Source organism: Candidatus Planktophila lacus, assembly GCF_002288325.1.
Taxonomy (GTDB): domain Bacteria; phylum Actinomycetota; class Actinomycetes; order Nanopelagicales; family Nanopelagicaceae; genus Planktophila; species Planktophila lacus.
Map to the genome: position 1 here is coordinate 1 of NZ_CP016780.1, position 22,083 is coordinate 22,083.

Here is a 22,083-nt window from a genome sequence, read left to right on the forward strand (position 1 = left end):
CTGGGTTGAGGGTTGTGGATAACCGCTTGCTTTTCTTAGGAAAGAGCCTTACTTTTCACCTCTGTCCACAGGCATCCGTCAAAGTGGCTCTAAATGAAGGCTAAAGCCCAACTTTAGACCACAGCCTGTGGATAACATTGTGGATAGTCCAAGGGGGCAATTATGGCAGTAGTTGAGATAGAACTCGCCGACCTTTGGGACCGGGTTATTGAGCACGTCTCACTCGGAGAACCACAACACCGCGCCTTTCTAACAATGACTAAACCGCTCGGTTTGATCCAGAGTGATGGTGGAATCACAAACCTACTTGTTGCAGCCCCAAATGTTTTTGCAAAAGATGTTCTCGAGTCCCGACTTCGTGTTGTTGTTAATGAAGTTCTTACTCGCGAACTTGGAGATAAAACAAATATCGCAGTGATGGTCGATGAGTCGCTCGAACTCGCAGATCACCCAGCGCCAGCGGTTGTTATTGAAGCAGCGCCATCACGTCCGGGCACTGGCCGCGACAACACCGAAACTGGCACTCGTAAAAACGATGAGCCTTCGCAATTAAATCCTCGTTATATTTTTGAAACTTTTGTTATTGGTGCATCAAACCGTTTTGCTCACGCCGCGGCTGTTGCAGTAGCTGAAGCGCCAGCAAAGGCTTACAACCCACTCTTTATTTACGGAGAGTCTGGGCTTGGCAAGACTCACTTGTTGCACGCTATTGGCGCCTATGCCAAAGAGCTTTATGGCAGCGTGCGAGTTCGGTATGTTTCATCTGAAGAATTCACCAACGATTTTATTAACTCTATCCGCGACGATAAAGCCTCTGCTTTCCAGCGACGTTACCGCGACTTAGATGTTCTTCTTGTCGACGATATTCAATTCTTGGAAAATAAAGAACGTACCCAAGAAGAGTTCTTCCATACTTTTAATACGCTCTATAACGCCAATAAACAAATAGTTATTTCATCTGACCGCCCACCAAAGCAATTAACAACTTTGGAAGATCGACTACGTTCTCGTTTCGAGTGGGGTTTGATTACAGATATCCAGCCGCCAGAGCTTGAAACCCGTATTGCGATTCTGCGCAAGAAAGCTGCGCAAGATAAATTAAATGCACCGGATGATGTTCTCGAATATATTGCAAGTAAAATTTCTACAAATATTCGCGAGTTAGAAGGCGCTCTTATTCGCGTTACTGCTTTTGCAAGCCTTAACCGCCAAAGTGTTGACTTAGGACTTGCTGAAATTGTTTTGAAGGATTTGATTCCAAGTGGAGCCGGCCCAGAAATCACCGCGCCGACAATCATGGCCCAGACCGCCGCTTACTTCAGTTTGACGATCGATGATCTCTGTGGAACTTCACGTTCTCGGGTTTTGGTAAATGCGCGCCAGATCGCGATGTACTTGTGCCGCGAGTTAACTGAGCTTTCGTTACCGAAGATCGGCCAGACTTTTGGCGGTCGCGACCACACAACTGTTATGCACGCCGACCGAAAGATCCGCCAGTTGATGGCTGAACGCAGGTCTATTTATAACCAGGTCACCGAGTTAACCAACAGGATTAAATCTCAAAATAGGGGTTAGGTGCTTTGTCCGATTTCTTACAATTTAGGGTGCCTACCCCCAACTGTGGAGAAATTGTGGACAACTGTGGATTTCAACGGGAAATCTGTGGTTAAAACGGAGTTAAAGAAGTTTCGTTTTTAAGAAAAGGGGGTTTGCGATGAGAGAAGCGCTTAATACACACAGAAACGTTGGGTTTGTCCACAACTTTCCAACAGGTAAAAACGCCTCTGAGCAGGACTTTTCTTCGTTATCCACAGATATCCGCGGTGGTTACTACTACTACCTATATATACAAGAAACCCGCCCCCAAACGAACCCCACAGCTTTTAAATCTCTAAAAACCCAACTAACTAAAAACCTACCTGCTGTGCAAGACTTTCAACTAAAGAAAAAGAGGGTTACGGCGTGAAATTCACTGTAGATCAAGGCGCGCTTACAGATGGCGTCAACTGGGTATCCCGGAGCCTTTCAACCCGCCCAATTAAAACCGAGCTACTCGGAATCGTTATCGACGCCACCGGCGATGAGGTGATCCTCTCTGGTTCTGATTTAGAAACCTCAAGCAAATCTTTCTTTAAAGCAGATATCGCACAACCCGGAAAAGTATTGGTTCCCGGAAAGTTACTTGCGGAAATCTCTCGCTCTCTTCCAAATAAACCAATCACAATCACTTTAGATGGTTCTCGTGTTCTTGTTACTTCAGGTTCAGCGAAATTCACACTGCCAACCCTTTCAATCTCTGAATACCCAAACTTGCCTGAACTTCCAGAAACAACCGGAGTTGTTGCAAGTGATGTTTTCGCAACCGCAGTTGCACAAGTTGCAATTGCAGCAGGGCGCGATGATTCACTACCAACACTCACCGGTGTTCATATCGAAATCAACGAAGAGACTGTCACGTTGGCTGCAACCGACCGCTACCGTTTAGCAGTTCGCGAATTTAATTGGCAGCCAACCTCACCTGGCGTCTCAACAACATCACTGTTGCGCGGGCGCACAATTGCCGATGCTGCTAAATCTTTAACTGGTTCAAAGAACGTTTCGCTATCTTTCGCACCAGCAACTAGCAACGATCGCCTCGCAGGATTCTCTGGCGAAGGTAAGTCGATGACATCGCGCATGTTGGATGGAACCTTTCCTCCATACCGCCACCTGTTGCCACAAGAAGTAACAACCACTGCAATCGTTGAAGTTGCACCATTCCTAGATTCAGTTCGCCGCGTTGCACTCGTTACCGATAAAACAGTTCCACTTCGCCTTGAGTTTGCAAATAACTCAGTCTCACTTGAAGCGGGCGCCGGCGAAGAAGCGCAAGCAACTGAAGCAATTGAAATCTTGTTAAACGGTGAAGCGATCTCAATCGCCTTCAACCCAGTCTTCCTAGCGGATGGCCTGCAAGCTGTCGGAACTTCATTTGTACAAATTTCATTCACTGGTTCAAATAAACCAGCGATCCTCATGGGCAAATCAGAGCGCGATGGCAAGGTAATCGAAAACTATCGCTACCTCTTGATGCCGATGCGCTACGCCTCTTAAGGCCACTTAAGTGCGCGTTAAAAAATTAGCGCTGACTAATTTCCGCTCATATAAGTCCCTCGAGCTAGAACTAGATCCTGGACCAACCACCTTCGTTGGCAATAACGGCTCCGGCAAAACAAATATCGCCGAAAGTTTGATCTATCTCGCATACCTTTCTTCACACCGTGTATCGCAAAATCTTCCACTTCTACATCTTGGAACCGATCAAGCGATCATCCGCGCCGAGATTGAACGTGATGATCGCACTTTACAAGTAGACCTAGAGATAAATGCCAGTAAAGCCAACCGCGCGCGGTTAAATCAAAACCCAACCAAATCACAACGCGAGATTCTGGGCGCCCTACAAGTTATTTACTTCTCACCCGAAGATTTAGATCTAGTGCGCGGTGAACCAACCCACCGCCGCGATTTTCTAGACAAACTTTTAATCACGCGAGCCCCAAGACTTGCTGGAGTTATTTCTGATTACGACCGCGTTGTTAAACAACGCAACACTTTGTTGAAAACTCGCGCGCCCGAAAACGCGCTGGCGCCATGGACAGAACAATTAATTAATTTAGGCGCACAATTAAGTGCTGAAAGAATTGCCTTGGTTGAAGAGTTAAACCCATATGTAACCGCAAACTATGCCAATTTAAATGAAGTAAAACCTGCTTCAATCTTTTATAAATCTGCAACAGATGGCTTAACCACAAATACCGACGAAAACATCCAAGCCCTAACAACGCGCCAACTAGAAGTAGCCCGTCAAGAAACCGAGCGCGGAGCATCACTTATTGGTCCACATCGCGATGACCTACATCTACAACTCGGCGATTTTCCAGCAAAAGGTTATGCCAGCCACGGTGAATCCTGGTCGATGGCTATCTCACTTCGTATCGGATCTTTTAACTTACTTAAATCTGAAGGCGCCGAACCCATTTTAATTCTCGACGATATCTTCGCCGAACTTGATACCGCCCGCCGCGCACAGTTAACTTCAGTTACAAAGATGTCTGAACAAACAATTATTACAGCAGCAGTTGAAAGCGATCTTCCACCAGAGTTATTATCAAGTAAGTACTACGTATCCCCAGGTGTAGTAAGTAAAGAAAGGGCAACCGATGTCTAAACGCGACCTTGCCTTAGATTTATTTCGCAGCTACAAAACCGGATTTATAAAGAAAACAAAAGTTGTTGAAGAGCGCACCTCAAAACCCGGCGACCCAACTCTTATCAATGAAGTAATTGAAGATTTAATAACGCAGCGCGATTGGCATTTAGGTATCGCCGAAGGAACGCTCTTCTCAAATTGGAAATCAATTGTCGGCGATGAGATCGCATCTCACACAACACCACTCTCACTTCTTGAAGGCGCACTACTTGTGCAATGTTCATCAACTGCATGGGCAACACAATTAACTGCGGTTGGTTTAGATCTTCTGCACTCGGTTCAAAAAAGCGCTCCTGATGCCGGCGTGGAATCTTTAAACTTCATCGGGCCTCAAGCGCCTTCCTGGAAGCGTGGACTTCGGACCATCAAAAACGAACGCGGCCCGCGCGACACCTACGGCTAGAAAAAACGTCCACCCACTAGGAACCCTCACCCCTGCACGGAAAACGGCGCATTACCCACACCTAAGGCTTATTGTGGCTAGCGCCTTTTCTTTTTACCGATAGGATTAGAGCGCTTAGTTAAGGAATTCCCCTTCTAGGTGCCTTTTAAGACCAGAACCTGATTTTGTGAGGAGCCTTTAGTGTCCGAGAAGTCCGGCGGTTACGACGCCAGCTCGATCACCGTCCTTGAGGGCCTCGACGCTGTCCGTAAACGCCCCGGCATGTATATCGGCTCAACTGGCGAACGCGGCCTCCACCACCTGGTCTATGAAGTCGTCGACAACTCTGTAGATGAAGCGCTCGCAGGTTACTGCGATGAAATCAATGTGACTTTGATGCCTGATGGCTCACTGCAATGTATCGACAATGGTCGCGGTATTCCGGTTGATATCCACCCAGTTGAAAAGAAGCCAGCGCTCGAAGTTGTTCTTACAGTTTTACACGCCGGAGGAAAATTCGGCGATGGTGGTTACTCAGTCTCTGGTGGTCTACACGGTGTAGGTATTTCTGTAGTTAACGCACTTTCTACTGATCTTTCAGTTGATGTACAACGCGATGGTTTCTTCTGGTCACAAAGTTACAAACTTGGTGTTCCTACCGCGCCAGTTAAAAAAGGCGAAGCTTCAACCAAAACCGGTACAACAGTTCAATTCTGGCCATCTGCCGAAATCTTCGAAACCACAGATTTCTCATTTGAGATTTTATCTACCCGTTTCCGCGAAATGGCATTTCTAAATAAAGGTTTACGTTTAACCCTTACCGATCTGCGCCCTGGCCATGTTGACGATAAAGGCGAACCACTACACGTAAATTACAAATACGACGGCGGTATTGCAGATTTCGTAAAGCACTTAAATTCAACGCGCGGTGAAACCCACAAATCAATCATCTTCTTCGATGCCGAAGATAAGAAAGCCAAACTTTCTCTCGAGATTGCCATGCAATGGAACGCCGGCTTCTCTGAATCGGTCTACACCTTCGCAAACACAATTCACACCCACGAAGGCGGAACCCACGAAGAAGGTTTCCGTACCGCACTTACATCAGTTGTAAACAAGTTTGGCGAAGAAGCCGGATTCATTCGCAAAAAAGAAGATCGCCTAACTGGTGATGATGTTCGCGAAGGTTTAACTGCAATTGTTTCTATAAAACTCGGCGAGCCACAATTTGAAGGCCAGACAAAAACTAAACTTGGCAACACTGAAGCAAAATCATTTACCCAAAAGGCTGTCAACGAATTCTTAACACAATGGTTTGAACAGAACCCACAAGAAGGTAAAGACATTGTTCGCAAGAGCATCGATGCCGCAGCAGCACGCGTTGCAGCGCGCAAAGCGCGCGATCTATCGCGCAACCGCAAAGGTTTACTCGAAGGCCGCGGCATGCCCGGCAAGTTGGCCGATTGCCAATGGACCGACCCATCAAAGTGTGAGCTCTACATCGTCGAAGGTGACTCTGCAGGCGGTTCCACAAAAGGTGGACGCGATTCGCGTAACCAAGCAGTTCTGCCAATCCGCGGCAAAATCCTTAACGTTGAAAAAGCACGTATCGACCGCGTATTACAAAATAACGAAGTACAAGCGCTAATTACTGCACTCGGCACTGGTGTTCACGAAGATTTCGATATCGAAAAACTTCGCTACCACAAGATTATTTTGATGGCCGATGCTGACGTCGATGGACAGCACATCCGCACACTGCTCTTAACTTTGTTATTCCGCTTTATGCGCCCACTTATTGAAAAAGGTTTTGTTTACTTGGCGCAACCACCACTTTATAAAATTAAATGGGGCGGTAAAGATCCGATTGAATATGCATTCTCTGATCGCGAACGTGATGGCATGATCAAGATCGGTCTTGATGCCGGAAAGCGTTTACCAAAAGATGACGGTATCCAACGCTTTAAAGGCCTTGGCGAAATGCCAGCGAAAGAACTTTGGGATACAACAATGGATCCAGAACACCGCGTGCTAATTCAAGTAACTCTTGAAGATGCATCTGCAGCTGATGATCTCTTCTCCGTTCTTATGGGTGAAGATGTTGAACAACGCCGCGCATTTATTCAACGTAACGCTAAAGATGTTAGATTTTTGGATATCTAAATGGCTGACGATAAAAAACCTAAAGATGTAACACCGGTCGATCGCACTGGCATGGTTAACCCTGGTGATGATTTCGATCGCATTGAAACAGTTGACCTTCAAGTCGAAATGGCGCGTTCGTATCTCGACTATGCAATGTCTGTCATTGTTGGTCGCGCGTTGCCAGATGTGCGCGATGGTTTAAAGCCAGTTCATCGCCGCGTTTTATATGCGATGTACGACGCTGGTTATCGACCAGATAAGGGTTACTACAAATCTTCACGTATCGTCGGTGATGTCATGGGTAATTACCACCCACACGGTGACACCGCGATCTATGACACCGTTGTTCGCTTAGCCCAGCACTGGTCTCTGCGCTATCCATTGGTAGATGGCAACGGAAACTTCGGTTCTCCCGGCAACGATCCAGCAGCAGCTATGCGTTATACCGAAGCCCGTCTATCGCCTATCGCGATGGAGATGATGCGCGATATCGATGAAGACACCGTTAACTTCTCACCAAACTACGACGGCCGTTCGCAGGAACCAGATGTTCTACCAAGTCGTTTTCCAAACCTGCTTGTAAATGGTTCTGCAGGTATCGCAGTTGGTATGGCAACAAATATTCCGCCACACAACCTGCGTGAAATTACCGAAGGTGTTATCTACGCACTAAAAAATCCAGATATCAAACCTGAAGAGTTATTAAACGAACTTCTAAAGATTGTTAAAGGCCCAGATTTCCCAACCAAAGCTTTAATCGTTGGACGCACTGGCATCGAAGAGGCCTACCGCACAGGCCGTGGTTCAATCACGATGCGCGCAGTTGTGCAGGTTGAAGAAATCAATAAGCGCACCTGTCTTGTAGTTTCCGAACTTCCATATCAAGTTAACCCAGATAACTTAGCCCTTAAGATCGCCGAACTTGTTAAAGATGGCAAGATCAAAGGCATCGCCGATGTGCGCGATGAAGGCAACGAGCGTCTTGGCCAACGTCTAGTAATTGTTCTTCAATCTTCTGCAATTCCTAAAGTTATTTTAAATAACCTTTATAAACAGACTCAATTACAAGATACCTTCGGCGCAAATATGTTGGCACTTGTCGACGGCGTGCCACGCACCCTGCGTTTAGATGAATTCATCAAGTTCTACATCGAACACCAAGTAGAAGTAATCATCCGACGTACTAAATATCGTTTGGCCGAAAAAGAAAAACGCGCCCACATCTTGCAGGGCTACCTCAAAGCACTCGATGCTCTTGATGCGGTTATCGCTTTAATCCGTGCATCTACCACCCCTGAAGAAGCGCGCACCGGTTTGATGAAGCTACTTGATGTCGATGAAGTGCAAGCAAATGCAATTCTCGATATGCAACTGCGCCGCATCGCGGCGTTGGAGCGCCAGAAGATCAACGACGAATACAAGGGGCTTATGGCCGATATTGTCGAGTTAAACGAGATCTTGGCCAGCGAAGCAAAGCAGCGCCAGATAATCATTTCAGAGCTCACTGAACTCACTGCAAAATATGGCGACGAACGCCGCACCCAAATTGTTGCTAGCGAAGGTGATTTCTCGGCTGAAGATTTAATTCCAGATCAAGATGCGGTCGTCACAATTACTCGTGGTGGCTATGCCAAACGTACCAACGCAGATCTTTATAAATCACAACGTCGCGGTGGCCGCGGCGTAAAAGGCGCAGCGCTAAAACAGGATGACGTGGTGGATCACTTCTTTGTTGCCAGTACACACGACTGGTTATTGTTCTTTACCAACCAAGGTCGCGTCTACCGCGCCAAAGTTCACGAACTTCCAGATGCTGGACGCGATGCGCGCGGACAACACGTTGCAAACTTGATGGCCTTTAAGCCGGACGAGTTAATTGCACAAGTCTTGTCATTTAAGGATTACACCGCATCTCCTTATCTAGTTCTTGCAACTAAAACTGGTTTGGTTAAGAAGACGCCACTTACTGAATACGACTCACCTCGTACTGGTGGCTTAATTGCAATCTCACTAAAACCTGGCGATGAAGTTGTATCCGCAGCGCTTGTCAACAAAGGCGATGAATTGTTATTAGTTTCCAAGAAAGCGATGTCACTTCGCTTTGCTGCAGATGACGAATCCCTTCGCCCAATGGGTCGCTCAACTAGTGGTGTTATCGGAATGAAGTTCCGCACCGATGATGAACTTCTAACAATGGCGCGCATTGATTCACAAACAGCGACAGCATTTGTATTTACCGCAACCGATGGTGGTTACGGAAAGAAAACTCCACTCGATGAATATCGTTTACAAGGCCGCGGTGGTATCGGTATTAAGGCTGCCAAGATCGACGAAAATTCCCGTGGTTCACTTGTTAGCGCGCTAGTACTCGCAGATACCGATGAAATCTTGGCGATCACATCTGCAGGAACCGTTATGCGCACACCAGCTGCTGAAGTCCGCCAAACCGGCCGCGACTCAATGGGTGTTCGCTTAGTAAACCTCGATGAAGGCGTTGCACTGGTCTCTGTTACACAGAACCAGGAAGATGAGATTTCGGGCAAATAACGCTAGTCTTGCCCACCTGCGCTAAGGCGCGTTTTGGTCTCTTGAAGAAGTTCAAGTAACCTAGCGCTTCTGCAATAAAGAGAGATCTTTCTTGCGGGCCCATAGCTCAGCCTGGTTAGAGCGCTTCCCTGATAAGGAAGAGGTCGGTGGTTCAAGTCCACCTGGGCCCACCCGTTCTAACACGGGGACCTAGCTCAATTGGTAGAGCACCGCCTTTGCAAGGCGGGGGTTAGGGGTTCGATTCCCCTGGTCTCCACAAATTTTAATTTTGGAACCAGTAAAACTGGTCTCCACACAGTTCTTATTTAATGTAATTCATCCACTTAAACGATTGGCTACAAATATGTCATCAACAGCAACTCTTCACACATCACTCGGCGACATCGTTATCGAGCTCTACCCAAATCACGCACCAAAGACAGTTGCAAACTTTGTTGAACTTGCAACCGGTGCGAAAGAGTGGACCGATCCACGCGATGGCAAGAAGACAACTGCAAAGTTGTACGACGGAACAATTTTCCACCGTGTCATTTCAGGTTTCATGATTCAAGGTGGAGATCCACTAGGAAAAGGTTTCGGCGGACCTGGCTACCAATTCGCTGACGAATTCCACGGCGAACTTCAATTTGATGCGCCATACATTCTTGCAATGGCTAACTCAGGCCCAGGAACAAATGGTTCACAGTTCTTTATCACTGTTGCACCAACAACTTGGTTGAACCGCAAGCACACCATCTTTGGAGCAGTTAAAGATGCTGCTTCTCAGGCTGTTGTAGACAAGATCGGTTCAACTCCAACAGGTGCACAAGATGTTCCTGTTACACCAGTTGTAATCAATAGCGTCACAATCGCTTAACTTTTAAATATGTACCAAATGAAGCGTTCTGCAACGCTCTCATTAATTACAGTAATTTCAGGTGCGTACTTATTAAATCTGGTCTATCCAGAGTTTTACGATTACACAGCCCTCTTTCGCCCATTTGTAGACTCTGGTGAATACTGGCGACTCTTCACTGTCGCACTTGTTCACGGCGGACTCACACATCTATTTTTTAATATGTTCTCACTTCTAGTTTTAGGAAATCCCATCGAAGCTGCTCTTGGCAAAGCGCGCTTTCTTGTAATTTTCTTTACTTCGCTTTTAACCGGATCCCTATCTTCGATCTACCTAACAAACGATCTCTACGTTTCGGTTGGTGCATCAGGTGCAATCTTCGGCTTATTCGGCGCCTTCATCGCACTTCGCAAGCGGATCAACGACGGCGTACGCGATATCTATGTAATCGTCGGACTGAACTTCGTATTCGGCTTCATCCTGGGCGGGGTCGACTGGCGCGCCCACCTTGGAGGCCTTGTCGGGGGCTACCTAACCACCGCGGTATTGCTTCGAATTACACGCGTGTAATTCCTCCACACCTGTGGATGCGGCCTGTGGATATCTTTCTAAACGTGAAACTAAGGATTCCGAAGCGCAAGGACTGTAAAAGGCTTTTCCCCAGTCCTTAGCAAGGAATCCTTAGTTCTTAAGATTTCGAAGCAGAACTTGAGCCACATCCAAAACCTCAACGTCGCTTTGTCGCGCAACCATTCCATCGCCAACCATCACGCGACAGAACGGACATGCAACTGCAACTTCGTCGACGCCGGTTGAAATAGCTTCGTCAACACGATTTAAATTAATACGCGTTCCAATTTTCTCTTCCATCCACATACGTCCACCGCCACCACCGCAGCAGAATGAACGCTCCTGGTTACGTGGCATCTCAGTGATGTCGCAACCCGATGCTTCAAGTAATTCACGTGGTGGTGCATAGATCTGATTATGACGACCCAAGTAACAAGGATCATGATAGGTAAGTTTCTGTTCGCTCTTATGTGGACTTGGCTTTAAACGCTTCTCTTTAATCAAAGTGTTAAGTAATTGAGTGTGGTGCAACATCTCAAGCTCGAAGCCACTCTGCGCGTAGTCACGACCAATTGTTGTAAAGCAATGAGGACAGGTAACAACAACTTTCTTCTTACCCTTTGGGCGACCTGCGAATACTTCATTAAAGGTTTCGATGTTTTCGCGTGACAGGATTTGATATAGGAATTCATTGCCAGCACGACGTGCGGGATCTCCCGTACACGTCTCGCGCTTTCCAAGGACTGCGAAGTTAACACCGGCCATGTGTAGAAGTTCTGCAACAGCCTTAGTCGTTTTTTTGGCGCGTTCTTCATAGGCACCAGCACAACCAACCCAGAATAAATATTCAACTTCATCTGGCAATACACCTTCAACAACGCGAACTGGGAAATCACACTCAGCAATCCAACCTTCACGATCTTGTTTATTTGCGCCCCATGGGTTGCCGGCTTTTTCCAAGTTACGGAATGTGCCACCTAGTTCCGATGGAAACTCTGATTCAACTAATACTTGGAAGCGGCGCATATTTACGATGTGATCTACGTGTTCGATATCAACCGGGCATTCATTTACGCAAGCACCACACATCGTGCAAGACCAAAGCACGTCAAGAGAAATAGGGGCGTTTTCACCTACTAGGGCCTCTGTTTCAACGACCTTAGCCATAGCGTGATCGCGCATCGCCATAATCAAAAGCTTTGGCGAAAGCGGTTTATCTGTATGCCAAGCAGGACATTGCGATTGGCAACGTCCGCACTCGGTACAAGAGGTCATATCGAGCAGACCCTTCCAAGAAATATCTGCCCGGTTACCTAAACCAAAGACATCATCTTCGGCAGGATCTTCAAAGTTAACTGGTTTACCGTGCGACAACATTTCAGGCAGTGCGCCAAGTGAATTACTGCCATCGCTATTGCGCTTGTAGAAAATATTAAATGGCGCAAGGAAGCGGTGCCAGGCGATACCCATTGTGAAATTACTTGCAATAACAATGAACCAAGCCATTGATGTAACAATTTTTGCAGTGGCAACCCAAACGATCGCACTCTCCAAAGCGCTAACGCTCATTCCTTGGAAAGCTATAACAGCAGGCCAAGAGATTGCGTAATGCCAATTCCAACTTGTCTCACCAGCAAGTGCGCCTTCAAGACCGCGCAGTGCGATTACACAGAAGATAATTACAACAATTGTTGCTTCAACGTAATACGCCTTACCCATACCCGAACGAGCAAAACGGTTGAGCATGCGAAAACGTGTAACTTGGCGAATACCAATCAAAGTAACAATTCCAACACCGGTTGCCATCGCAATAAACTCCGCGAAGAGTTCGTAAACAACCCAATGCCCAATAAACGGCAATGCAAACTCCGGATTTAAAACCTGACCGTAAGCGGTAACCAAAGTTCCAAACAACGCACCGAAACCGATCATGACAAACCAGTGTGCAATTCCAGTTGCAGTGAAGTTGAGCATCTTGGTGTGGCCCAAAACTTCCTTCAACATATTCTTAAAGCGCGCGCCCTGATCATTGCTGCGCGTTGGATCAGCTTGGCCCTTGCGGTAAATCCCAATCAACTGGCGCACCCGAACCGTCGGCAGAACCAGAGCGACAACGGTGATCGTGTACGAAAGTGTGGCCAGGGCGATACGCATAACGCGAGGTTACCGAGCGGGGCGGGAATAAGCAGGCAGGCCGAGGAGTTATACGGGATGCCCCAACCTTGAGTCGCACCTACTCAACCTTTTGAGTAAGATGGACTCAGGTTAGAGCAGCCTCAACCCCAGATCGGGCTTGAGATGAGCTAACAAGCTAAGAAACGTAAAAAGGAGCAATACATATGGCTAGAGCAGTCGGAATCGACCTCGGAACTACAAATAGCTGCGTATCGGTACTTGAAGGTGGAGAGCCAACAGTTATCGCAAACGCAGAAGGCGCTCGCACAACCCCATCGATCGTCGCCTTCGCAAAGAATGGCGAAGTCCTCGTCGGTGAAGTTGCTAAGCGTCAATCGGTGACAAACGTTGAACGCACAATCCGTTCCGTTAAGCGTCACATGGGTACTAACTGGACTATCGATATCGATGGCAAAAAGTACACACCACAAGAAATTTCTGCACGTATTCTGCAAAAGCTAAAGCGCGATGCTGAGGCTTACCTAGGTGAAACCGTTACAGATGCAGTTATTACTGTTCCTGCTTACTTCTCTGATGCAGAACGTCAAGCAACAAAAGAAGCCGGCGAAATTGCGGGCCTCAATGTTCTTCGCATTATCAACGAACCAACTGCAGCAGCGCTCGCATACGGTCTTGATAAAGCAGATCAAGAACAAACAATTCTCGTATTCGACTTAGGTGGCGGAACGTTCGACGTTTCACTTCTTGAAATCGGCGATGGCGTTGTTGAAGTTAAAGCAACCGCTGGTGATAACCACCTCGGTGGCGATGACTGGGATCAAGCACTCGTTGATCACTTGGTACAAACATTCGGTTCTAAGAACGGAATAGATTTAACCAAGGACAAGATGGCGATGCAGCGCGTTCGCGAAGCAGCTGAAAAAGCGAAGATCGAACTCTCATCTTCACAGCAAGCTTCAGTTAACTTGCCTTACATCACTGTTGATGCAGAGAAGAATCCACTCTTCCTTGACGAAACAATTACACGTGCACAATTCCAAACACTTACTGCACCACTTCTAGATCGTTGCAAGAAGCCATTCCAGCAAGTTCTTAAGGATTCTGGAATCGCAATCGGCAATATCAAGAGCGTTGTTCTTGTTGGCGGTTCAACTCGTATGCCAGCGGTCGTTGATCTAGTTCGCGATCTAACCGGCGGAAAAGAGCCAAATAAGGGCGTAAACCCTGATGAAGTTGTTGCAGTTGGTGCATCACTTCAAGCCGGTGTTCTTAAGGGTGAAGTTAAAGATGTTCTCCTTCTCGATGTCACACCGCTAACACTTGGTATTGAAACCAAGGGTGGAGTTATGACCAAGATGATCGAGCGCAACACAACTATCCCTACAAAGCGCAGCGAAATCTTTACAACCGCTGATGACAATCAGCCTGCTGTTCAGATCCAGGTTTACCAGGGCGAGCGTGAAATGGCTGCTTACAACAAGAAGCTAGGTATGTTCGAACTAACCGGAATTGCTCCAGCCCCACGCGGAGTTCCACAAGTTGAAGTTACCTTCGACATCGACGCTAACGGAATCGTTCACGTTGGTGCAAAGGATCTAGCAACCGGAAAAGAACAATCAGTCACAATCAGCGGTGGCTCATCCCTTTCAAAGGAAGAGATTGATCGCATGATGGCAGATGCTGAAGCTCACGCGGCAGAAGATGCACAGCGTAAGGAAGAAGCAGAGATCCGAAACAACGGAGACTCACTTGTCTACCAGACTGAAAAGTTCATTGCGGATAACGCAGAAAAACTTTCAGAAGGCGAAGCAGCTGAGAAGAAGACCGAAGTTGAGGCAGCACTTGCTGAACTTAAGACTTCACTCGGTGGCGCAAACTTCGAAGCAATTAAGTCAAACACTGAAAAGGTTGCAACGCTTAGCCAAGCACTTGGTTCAGCGATGTATGCCGCAGCAGGAGCCGCAACCGGTGACGGTGCAGCAACTGAAGATGGTGTTGAAGACGCTGAAGTAATCGACGAAGGCAAGGAATAAGAGTGACAGAGCAAACAACTTCTGAAGTTGTTGAGCCTGTTGAAGAAGTAAACGATGCAGTGGAGGCTGCCCCGGATCAGGAGACTGATCCGGTGGCAGTGCTCACCGCTGATTTACAACGACTTCAGGCCGAATACGCCAACTACCGCAAACGTGTAGAACGCGATCGCGCACTTGCTCACGAGCTAGCGATTGGTGGAGTTTTAACCGAACTCCTTGCAACTCTCGATGACATTGCCCGCGCAACCGAACACGGCGAACTGACAGGCGGATTTAAATCTGTTGCAGATCAAATTGCAGCAGTGACAACCCGCCTTGGCTTAGAAAAGTACGGCACCGCCGGTGAGGAATTTGATCCACAAATTCACGAAGCCCTTCTGCATGACACAAGTGCAGATGTAAAGGTGCCGACTGCAACAAAGATTTTGCAGCCTGGATATAAATTTAAAGAACGTATCTTGCGCCCTGCTCGCGTTGCAGTTACCGATCCAGCCGAAACGCCTGCGGAGTAATTACTTTCCATGGCCGCTAAAGACCTTTACGAAAAGGATTTCTACAAGATCCTCGGAGTTGGCAAATCTGCCAGCGGCGATGAGATCAAGAAAAAATACCGTTCTTTAGCGCGCGAACTTCACCCTGATAAAACAAAAGGTGATGCTGCTCTTGAAGAGAAGTTCAAAGCTGTCTCTGAGGCTTACGACATCTTGTCTGATGGAAAAAAGCGCGCGGAGTACGACCAAGCGCGTGACATGTTTGAACGTGGCGGCATGCGCGCACCACAAGGTGGACAAAATTTCCAAGGTGGAGATTTCTCCGACATCTTCGGTGGCGGCAATCCTCAAGATATCTTCGCTAACTTATTTGGTGGCGGCGGCCGACGCGGCCCGCGTAAGGGACAAGATCTTCAAACCGAAGCAACAATTACCTTTAAAGAAGCGGCTTTTGGTACAACTTTAGAACTTCGTTTATCTGCAGATGGTGGACCCTCACAAACTATTTCAGCGCGTGTTCCTGCTGGTGTTAACGATGGCGCAAAGATTCGCGTCAAAGGTAAAGGTTCTAAAGGCGAAGCGGGTCCAGGCGATCTATTTATCTTGCTACATGTAAAGCCCCACGCTGTTTTTTCACGCAAGGGAGAGAACATTGCACTAACCGTGCCAGTTACATTTACTGAAGCAGCACTTGGCGGAGATATAAAAGTTCCAACACTTACTGGTGATGAAGTCACCTTACGTATTGCACCAGGAACTTCCAATGGTCGCGTACTTCGCGTTAAAGGCCGCGGAATCACAAAAGGCGCAACTGTTGGAGATTTACTAGTAACTATTGAAGTACAAGTTCCACAACGCGTTGAAGGTGAAGCACTTGATGCGCTAAAGAAATATGCAGAAGCAACTGCTGATCAAGAAGTGCGTAAAGAATTTAACACAAAGGCCTTGCAATGAGCGACAAAGAAAATTTAGATAACCAGCAACCGGATGACGAAGCAGGTTTATACGTCATCTCTGTCGCTGCCGAACTTTCAGGTCTGCACCCACAAACCCTTCGCCAATACGATCGCTTAGGTTTAGTTTCACCAAATCGAACAGTGGGTCGCAACCGTCGCTATTCACTTCGCGATATTGCTTCTCTTCGTATGGTGCAACGCTTAACAGGTGAAGGCATCAATCACGCCGGAATTAAGCGAATCATCGAACTTGAATCTGCAATGGCAAATATGGCAATTGAGGTCGCGCAACTTCGCATCGAAGTAGATGCGCTTCTGAAGGAAAATCCACCGAAAGCGCTTGCTACACGGAAGAAGAACGAAGTTATTGTCTACGAGGATGAGAACTAAGCGCTCTTAAAAGCGTTAACTCTTCCCTTCCAATTACTTAAAGTCTTTTCTGCCGGAGATTGCAAGACTTTCTCCAAAACAGTTGCATAAACATCTCTAAAATCTGTAGTAACCGCTAAATCACCATCAATAAGTTTTGTCAGCGATGGTTGATCACCATAGAAACCACCTTGTACGCGATCTCCAATCAAAAACATTGGGCCGGCAGTTCCATGATCTGTACCGTCTGAACCATTTGCCTGAACACGTCTTCCGAATTCGCTGTAGATCATCACAGTTACATCTTTATCTCGCCCAGATGGTTTTAACTGGCTCAGGAATCTTGTGATGCTCTCCGAAACCGTGCCGAGCAAGAGCGCCTGTGCATTCGCTTCATTGGCATGGGTATCAAATCCACCTAAAGAGACCGACCAAACTTTTGTCGGCGAACCTGCCGCAATTAACTTAGAGACAATATTTAATTGTTGACTTAGGTTTGAATCTCCGCCTGCGTTGCCTCCAGAAATCGTGGGTAAATCATCGGCAAGTGGCGCAGGTTTAACTAGAACAGATGTGATATTTCCTGAGACGCTAAACAAATTGCGCATTGAAGTAGCTGCTGCGGCAAGTAGCGGAGAGTCTTTCTGCGACGGAGCGGACAATCTTGAAAATGCCTTTGCCATCGCACCTCCAGGAATGATTAATCCACCAAGTGGCAGCGCTGAACCGCTTTGCTTCTTTCCCGCAAGAAGTGGAGGAAGAACCGAGCCCAAACTTATTGAAGTCAGTGGATCAATTGGCTGTGTATCTAACCAACGCCCCAACCATCCCGTGTTTAAATGGTTCTGAGGTGAACCGCTCTGCCAAATTGCCATAGATGAGAAATGAGAACGGTCAGGCTTTGGATAACCAACACCGCGGACGATGGCAACCTTCTTCTCATCCCATAACTTCTTAACTCCAACCATTGAGGCGTTAAGTGCTAGATCATCTGACAGCGGCAACAAAGTCTCTGGTTTGTAATTTAAATCAGGGCGCGCAGAATAGTAAGCAGGATCCTTATATGGAATTACAGTATTTAAACCATCGTTACCACCGTAAAGAGTGACTACAACCAAAATTGGTGTACCTGGGGCGAGCGGTCGTGTGATCGCGGCGTTAGCAACATCGTCTAGAGATAGAACTGAAGAAGCAACCGCTGTTGCACCCGAGTACTTTAAAAATTGTCGGCGCGTAACAGTGCGCATTCCCAGTTGTTCGCAGGACATTGTCGGTTTTTCGTTCATACACTCACCACATATTCCGGGCTACAGATTGCTAAAGTAATTAGACGTTGCGGATTATCACGAACTTCACGTAAAGCAAAAGTTGTCCGTGGACTCCATTCGACAACACCCAATAGATCTGCGAGGTAATTAACTCGTCTTTCCGGCGCCAATTCGATCAGCGCAGTTAATTTCGCCTGGCCTGATAGCCATGTTGCGAAAGCGATTCGGAACTGGGCGCTTGCAGAACTCAACCACGCCTCATCAACTGGCCAACCACCTACATTTGGTGGAGATAGCGGAATCTGCGCGAGCTTATCTAAATAGCCATTTAACTTTGAAAATGATGGGAGAAGAGATGGTGTTAATTCAAGTGCGCGACATACCGCAACAAACCACTCGACCGGCGACTTAACCATCGAGTTCTCAGAACTAGCAACATCACCCGAGGATATAAAAGCGGCAACCAGCTTTGATATATCTCGTTGTGAGAATGCACTTATGGCCGCATGGCTAACTGGTAGTGGATTAGCCGAAGATATAAACCGGTACCAAACTCTTTCAGCGATAAACTTTGCGCAATTTTCCTGATCCACCAAATGGCTAATTACTTGATCTGGAGTGAAAACTCCGGTCTTACCTAAAACCGTTACTGCGCCAGCATCTCTGCGTCGCGGATTGAGAACGATCTTTCCTGTGCTTCGAACCATCTGATAACCAGTAAAGGCGCGAGCCAGCTCCTTAACATCTGTTTCGGTGTAACGATTTACCCCAAGAACAAATAGCTCCATCATTTCGCGAGATAGGTTTTCATTAGGCGCCTTAACAGTGTTTTCACCGCCATCAAGCCATATCTGAAGCGCTCCATCTGCAAACATCTCTTGCGAGAATTTACGAAAATCACCCAACGCGTTACGTCTAAAAGTCTCTAGTTGATTAAACATCGGCAAGGCGTAATTAACTTTGCCAATTGATGTTGCCCAATGCCCGTGCCAAAACCAAATCAACTTCTCTTGTAGTTGATTATCACCTTGCACCATTTGATCGAGCCACCACAGAACTAAAATCTGATTTTGATTTCTTAACGCTTTCGAAAACTCTAAAACATCTGGGCTATTTGCTTCGGGGCGCTTACCGAGATCAAGCATCACAGGAGCAGGAAGTACTGAACCGGTGCGCGAAGTGTTTGATATCAACTCTGACTTTTTAGCGCCAACTCCAGCGTTCAGTGCAGCAGAGAATTCTCCAGGCTTAGGCCCAAATCCAAAGCGATGGAAGAGGCGCGCTGTTTCTAAACGCTGCTGATTCATGTTGTGAGAGTAGGTCTATTGGGTTAACAATGTAAGGTTGCCACATGAACTCACACGAACTTCTCCGAGAAGAGATCAAAAATAAAGCCGTTGTTCACGGAAAAGTCATACTTTCATCCGGAAAAGAAGCCGATTACTACGTAGACCTTCGTCGTGTAACACTCGATCATGTCGCCGCTCCACTTGTCGGCGAAGTAATGCTTGAACTAACCAAAGATCTTGATTACGAGGCAGTTGGCGGTTTAACGCTCGGCGCAGATCCTGTTGCGACCGCGATGATGCATGTAGCTGCGCGCAACGGCAAGAAAATTAACTCGTTCGTAGTTCGCAAGGCTGAAAAAGCCCACGGCTTGCAACGCCGCATTGAAGGCCCAGATGTTGTTGGCAAGCGCGTCTTAGCTGTTGAAGATACTTCAACAACCGGCGGTTCTGTATTAACGGCAGTTGAAGCCCTTAAAGAAGCTGGCGCAATTGTGGTTGGCGTTGCCGTAATCGTAGAACGCGGCGCAAAGCAAGCGATCATTGATGCTGGATACGAATACCGCGCAGCATTTCAACCCGCAGATTTAGGTCTTTAAGGAATTAACTTAAATGGCGTTTAGTGCGCCATTCGCGCAGAATTTCTAGCGCAACCGGCAAGACGCTTATCGCAATAATCAAACCAACTATTGGAAGCAGATATTTATCAACGCTTCCCTCGATACGTTCGCCTAGAAAAAAGCCCAAGCCAATTACCGATTGCGTCCAAATAACTGCGCCAACTACGTTCCAGAGGAAGAATTTCTTTGCAGGCACTCCCACAATTCCGCACATCGGATTTATCAACGTTCTTACAAATGGAATAAAGCGCGCTAAAACCAAAGCCTTACCGGTGCCATATTTATTTAGCCATTTCTGCGTTGCTTGCACTTTCTTCTGATTAAAAATGCGGCCATCGGGGCGATCAAAGAGCTTTACCCCGTATTTTGCGCCAATCCAGTAGCCAGTCTGTGATCCGATAATTGCAACAAGCGGTGCTGCAATTAATAACGAAATGATCTCAATTTGCACACCATCGAAGACTTTTGCAGCCGCACCCGAAGCGCCGACACCTGCTAGAAATAAAAGTGAGTCTCCTGGGAAGAATAAACCGATCAATAAACCAGTTTCCATAAAAATTATGGCGAGAATGCCTATTAGGCCAAGTGTTGAAATTATCGAATGCGCATCAAAGAGATTAACCGTTTGGGAAAAATGCATACCTAGAGGATAAGGTACGCGCCATGTCTTCGCATTCAGGCTCGGGGTTGCACTTCTCACCTGAGCGCAACTGGATGAACGACCCAAATGGGTTGATCTTCTATAAAGGTAAATACCACCTCTTCTTCCAACATAACCCTTTCGAAAATATTTGGGGCAATATGTCATGGGGACATGCAGTCAGCGAAGATTTGATTAACTGGAAAGAGTTGCCAGTAGCTATTGCCTGCGATGATTCATACGCAATTTTTTCGGGTAGCGCGGTAGTTGATTACTTTAATACAACAGGCTTTGGCACTTTAGAAAACCCGGCCATGGTGGCTATCTACACCGCACATAAACACGACGATTCACACCAAGCGCAGGCTTTGGCATATAGCCTCGACGAAGGTTTGACCTGGGTTAAATATGAAGGCAATCCGGTTCTTGATTTACAACTAAACCACTTCCGCGATCCAAAAGTGATGTGGGATAGAACAACAGAATCTTGGTTAATGGCCATTGTTCTTCCCAAAGAAAGAAAAGTCTCTTTCTATTCATCAAAAGATCTAAAGAATTGGGCGCATTTAAGTGACTTTGGCCCAGTTGGCGCCACCGATGGCGATTGGGAATGCCCGGATCTATTTCCTCTATTTGTAGACGGCAATGAAAGCAGTACCAAATGGGTTCTGCTAATTTCAATTAACCCAGGTGGTTTAACTGGTGGATCCGGAACACAATATTTTATTGGTGACTGGGACGGAAAAGAATTCATTGCCGACGATGTAAAAACTAATTGGTTAGATTACGGCCGCGACAATTACGCCGGTGTCACATTTAACGACGTACCAAACCAGCGCCGCGTCTTTATCGGATGGATGAACAACTGGGAATATGCACACGGCTTTCCAACATCACCATGGCGCGGAGCGATGACGCTTCCACGCGAGCTAACACTGGTCTCTAAAGATGGAAAGATCTCACTCGCTGCAAATCCAGTTGCAGAGCTAGATAACTATCTTGGTGAGAAGCTATCGGCAGGAGACAAATCAGAGCAGTTGCAAATAAAGGCATCTATTTCGACAAGCGAAGGTCTTTCAACAAAGTTTCGCGTAACCGCAGATGCCGGAAGCTATTTTGAGTTTGGCTATGACGCCAAAAGTAAATCTCTTTTCGTTGATCGCAGCAACGCTTGGAATGAAATCCCCTCATCCCATATTCATAGCGCACGTCTAACTGGCGATGAAAAGACTTTTGATATCTGCGCAATTGTTGGCAGCGCATCAGTTGAAATCTTCGCGGTAGGTGGAACTCTTGTAATAACGGATCTTTTATTTCTATCTGGGGTGAGCCGTAGCGTTTCCTTCGAGATCGCCGAAGGATGCCAGCCACCCCGTTCGATCGCCGTTCGGGCTATCGCGCCACGCCGTTAAAGCCCCGCATAGCACTGCAAAAACCTGCAAAAAACCCTGAAAATGTCATTACATCGTTACGAGCAAAGCACCAATTGTCCGATTTTGGGTTGCGCGGCTCGTGTATTTTTCCCCTCAAATCAGTCGGTAACTCTCTGCCGGCTG

Annotated in this window: 18 protein-coding genes and 2 tRNA genes; 16 read left to right on the plus strand and 4 right to left on the minus strand. The window is 47.0% G+C overall.

From position 1 onward, the window contains the following. Nucleotides 1-162: 162 nt before the first annotated feature. The 10 genes from dnaA (at nucleotide 163) to A1sIIB106_RS00055 (ending at nucleotide 10,728) form a co-directional block, all read left to right on the plus strand. Nucleotides 163-1,575 carry a chromosomal replication initiator protein DnaA gene (gene dnaA, locus A1sIIB106_RS00005; RefSeq protein ID WP_095676889.1) on the plus strand — a complete coding sequence of 471 codons (1,413 nt, stop codon included), beginning with the start codon at nucleotides 163-165 and terminating at the stop codon, nucleotides 1,573-1,575. Between the two features lie 387 nt (nucleotides 1,576-1,962). Continuing rightward, nucleotides 1,963-3,093 carry a DNA polymerase III subunit beta gene (gene dnaN, locus A1sIIB106_RS00015; protein ID WP_095676891.1) on the plus strand — a complete coding sequence of 377 codons (1,131 nt, stop codon included), beginning with the start codon at nucleotides 1,963-1,965 and terminating at the stop codon, nucleotides 3,091-3,093. A 10-nt stretch (nucleotides 3,094-3,103) separates the two neighbouring features. After that, nucleotides 3,104-4,207 (plus strand): DNA replication/repair protein RecF, encoded by a 1,104-nt coding sequence (gene recF / locus A1sIIB106_RS00020; protein ID WP_095676892.1) that lies wholly within the window; start codon nucleotides 3,104-3,106, stop codon nucleotides 4,205-4,207. After that, complete coding sequence (locus A1sIIB106_RS00025) at nucleotides 4,200-4,652, plus strand: DciA family protein (protein WP_095676893.1); 453 nt, start codon at nucleotides 4,200-4,202, stop codon at nucleotides 4,650-4,652. The genes recF and A1sIIB106_RS00025 overlap by 8 nt, the downstream gene beginning before the upstream one ends. Before the next feature lie 180 nt (nucleotides 4,653-4,832). Next, on the plus strand, nucleotides 4,833-6,794 hold the full coding sequence (gene gyrB / locus A1sIIB106_RS00030; RefSeq protein WP_095676894.1) for a DNA topoisomerase (ATP-hydrolyzing) subunit B: 1,962 nt from the start codon (nucleotides 4,833-4,835) through the stop codon (nucleotides 6,792-6,794). A gap of 51 nt (nucleotides 6,795-6,845) precedes the next feature. Then, entirely contained in the window at nucleotides 6,846-9,323 is a 2,478-nt protein-coding gene (gene gyrA / locus A1sIIB106_RS00035) for a DNA gyrase subunit A (RefSeq protein WP_420021963.1), read from the plus strand. Nucleotides 9,324-9,418: 95 nt separating this feature from the next. After that, nucleotides 9,419-9,493, plus strand: a tRNA-Ile gene (locus A1sIIB106_RS00040). Between the two features lie 13 nt (nucleotides 9,494-9,506). Then, nucleotides 9,507-9,579: transfer RNA gene (locus A1sIIB106_RS00045), tRNA-Ala, on the plus strand. Between the two features lie 87 nt (nucleotides 9,580-9,666). Beyond that, a complete protein-coding gene (locus A1sIIB106_RS00050) occupies nucleotides 9,667-10,179 on the plus strand; it encodes a peptidylprolyl isomerase (protein WP_095676896.1) in 513 nt (170 codons plus the stop codon). Nucleotides 10,180-10,188: 9 nt separating this feature from the next. Then, nucleotides 10,189-10,728 (plus strand): rhomboid family intramembrane serine protease, encoded by a 540-nt coding sequence (locus A1sIIB106_RS00055; protein WP_223299489.1) that lies wholly within the window; start codon nucleotides 10,189-10,191, stop codon nucleotides 10,726-10,728. Between the two features lie 111 nt (nucleotides 10,729-10,839). Here A1sIIB106_RS00055 and A1sIIB106_RS00060 read toward each other — a convergent pair whose 3' ends face one another. Further along, entirely contained in the window at nucleotides 10,840-12,882 is a 2,043-nt protein-coding gene (locus A1sIIB106_RS00060) for a (Fe-S)-binding protein (protein ID WP_095676898.1), read from the minus strand. A 185-nt stretch (nucleotides 12,883-13,067) separates the two neighbouring features. On the opposite strand from A1sIIB106_RS00060, the gene dnaK reads away from it, so the two are divergent. Genes dnaK through A1sIIB106_RS00080 form a run of 4 tightly spaced genes read left to right on the plus strand, consistent with a single transcriptional unit; the run spans nucleotide 13,068 to nucleotide 16,734 of the window. Next, nucleotides 13,068-14,897 (plus strand): molecular chaperone DnaK, encoded by a 1,830-nt coding sequence (dnaK, locus tag A1sIIB106_RS00065; protein WP_095676899.1) that lies wholly within the window; start codon nucleotides 13,068-13,070, stop codon nucleotides 14,895-14,897. 2 nt (nucleotides 14,898-14,899) lie between these two features. Then, nucleotides 14,900-15,409 (plus strand): nucleotide exchange factor GrpE, encoded by a 510-nt coding sequence (gene grpE, locus A1sIIB106_RS00070; RefSeq protein WP_095676900.1) that lies wholly within the window; start codon nucleotides 14,900-14,902, stop codon nucleotides 15,407-15,409. 9 nt (nucleotides 15,410-15,418) lie between these two features. Beyond that, nucleotides 15,419-16,342 carry a DnaJ C-terminal domain-containing protein gene (locus tag A1sIIB106_RS00075; RefSeq protein ID WP_095676901.1) on the plus strand — a complete coding sequence of 308 codons (924 nt, stop codon included), beginning with the start codon at nucleotides 15,419-15,421 and terminating at the stop codon, nucleotides 16,340-16,342. After that, nucleotides 16,339-16,734 carry a heat shock protein transcriptional repressor HspR gene (locus A1sIIB106_RS00080; RefSeq protein ID WP_095676902.1) on the plus strand — a complete coding sequence of 132 codons (396 nt, stop codon included), beginning with the start codon at nucleotides 16,339-16,341 and terminating at the stop codon, nucleotides 16,732-16,734. Before A1sIIB106_RS00075 ends, A1sIIB106_RS00080 begins: the two co-directional genes overlap by 4 nt. Here the strand turns inward: A1sIIB106_RS00080 and A1sIIB106_RS00085 are convergent. Continuing rightward, nucleotides 16,731-17,999: a DUF1501 domain-containing protein gene (locus A1sIIB106_RS00085; RefSeq protein WP_223299490.1), complete on the minus strand. Its 1,269-nt coding sequence runs from the start codon at nucleotides 17,997-17,999 to the stop codon at nucleotides 16,731-16,733. The two genes, A1sIIB106_RS00080 and A1sIIB106_RS00085, sit on opposite strands and share 4 nt — an antisense overlap. Continuing rightward, nucleotides 17,996-19,288, minus strand: a complete 1,293-nt coding sequence (locus A1sIIB106_RS00090) for a DUF1800 domain-containing protein (protein WP_095676903.1) — start codon at nucleotides 19,286-19,288, stop codon at nucleotides 17,996-17,998. The genes A1sIIB106_RS00085 and A1sIIB106_RS00090 overlap by 4 nt, the downstream gene beginning before the upstream one ends. A 44-nt stretch (nucleotides 19,289-19,332) precedes the next feature. Here A1sIIB106_RS00090 and pyrE point away from each other — a divergent pair, with 44 nt between their 5' ends. Next, a complete protein-coding gene (gene pyrE, locus A1sIIB106_RS00095) occupies nucleotides 19,333-19,866 on the plus strand; it encodes an orotate phosphoribosyltransferase (RefSeq protein WP_095676904.1) in 534 nt (177 codons plus the stop codon). A 4-nt stretch (nucleotides 19,867-19,870) separates the two neighbouring features. Here pyrE and A1sIIB106_RS00100 read toward each other — a convergent pair whose 3' ends face one another. Further along, nucleotides 19,871-20,527, minus strand: a complete 657-nt coding sequence (locus A1sIIB106_RS00100; protein ID WP_095670477.1) for a DedA family protein — start codon at nucleotides 20,525-20,527, stop codon at nucleotides 19,871-19,873. A 23-nt stretch (nucleotides 20,528-20,550) separates the two neighbouring features. Here A1sIIB106_RS00100 and A1sIIB106_RS00105 point away from each other — a divergent pair, with 23 nt between their 5' ends. After that, complete coding sequence (locus A1sIIB106_RS00105; protein WP_095676905.1) at nucleotides 20,551-21,939, plus strand: glycoside hydrolase family 32 protein; 1,389 nt, start codon at nucleotides 20,551-20,553, stop codon at nucleotides 21,937-21,939. The last annotated feature ends 144 nt before the right edge of the window (nucleotides 21,940-22,083 follow it).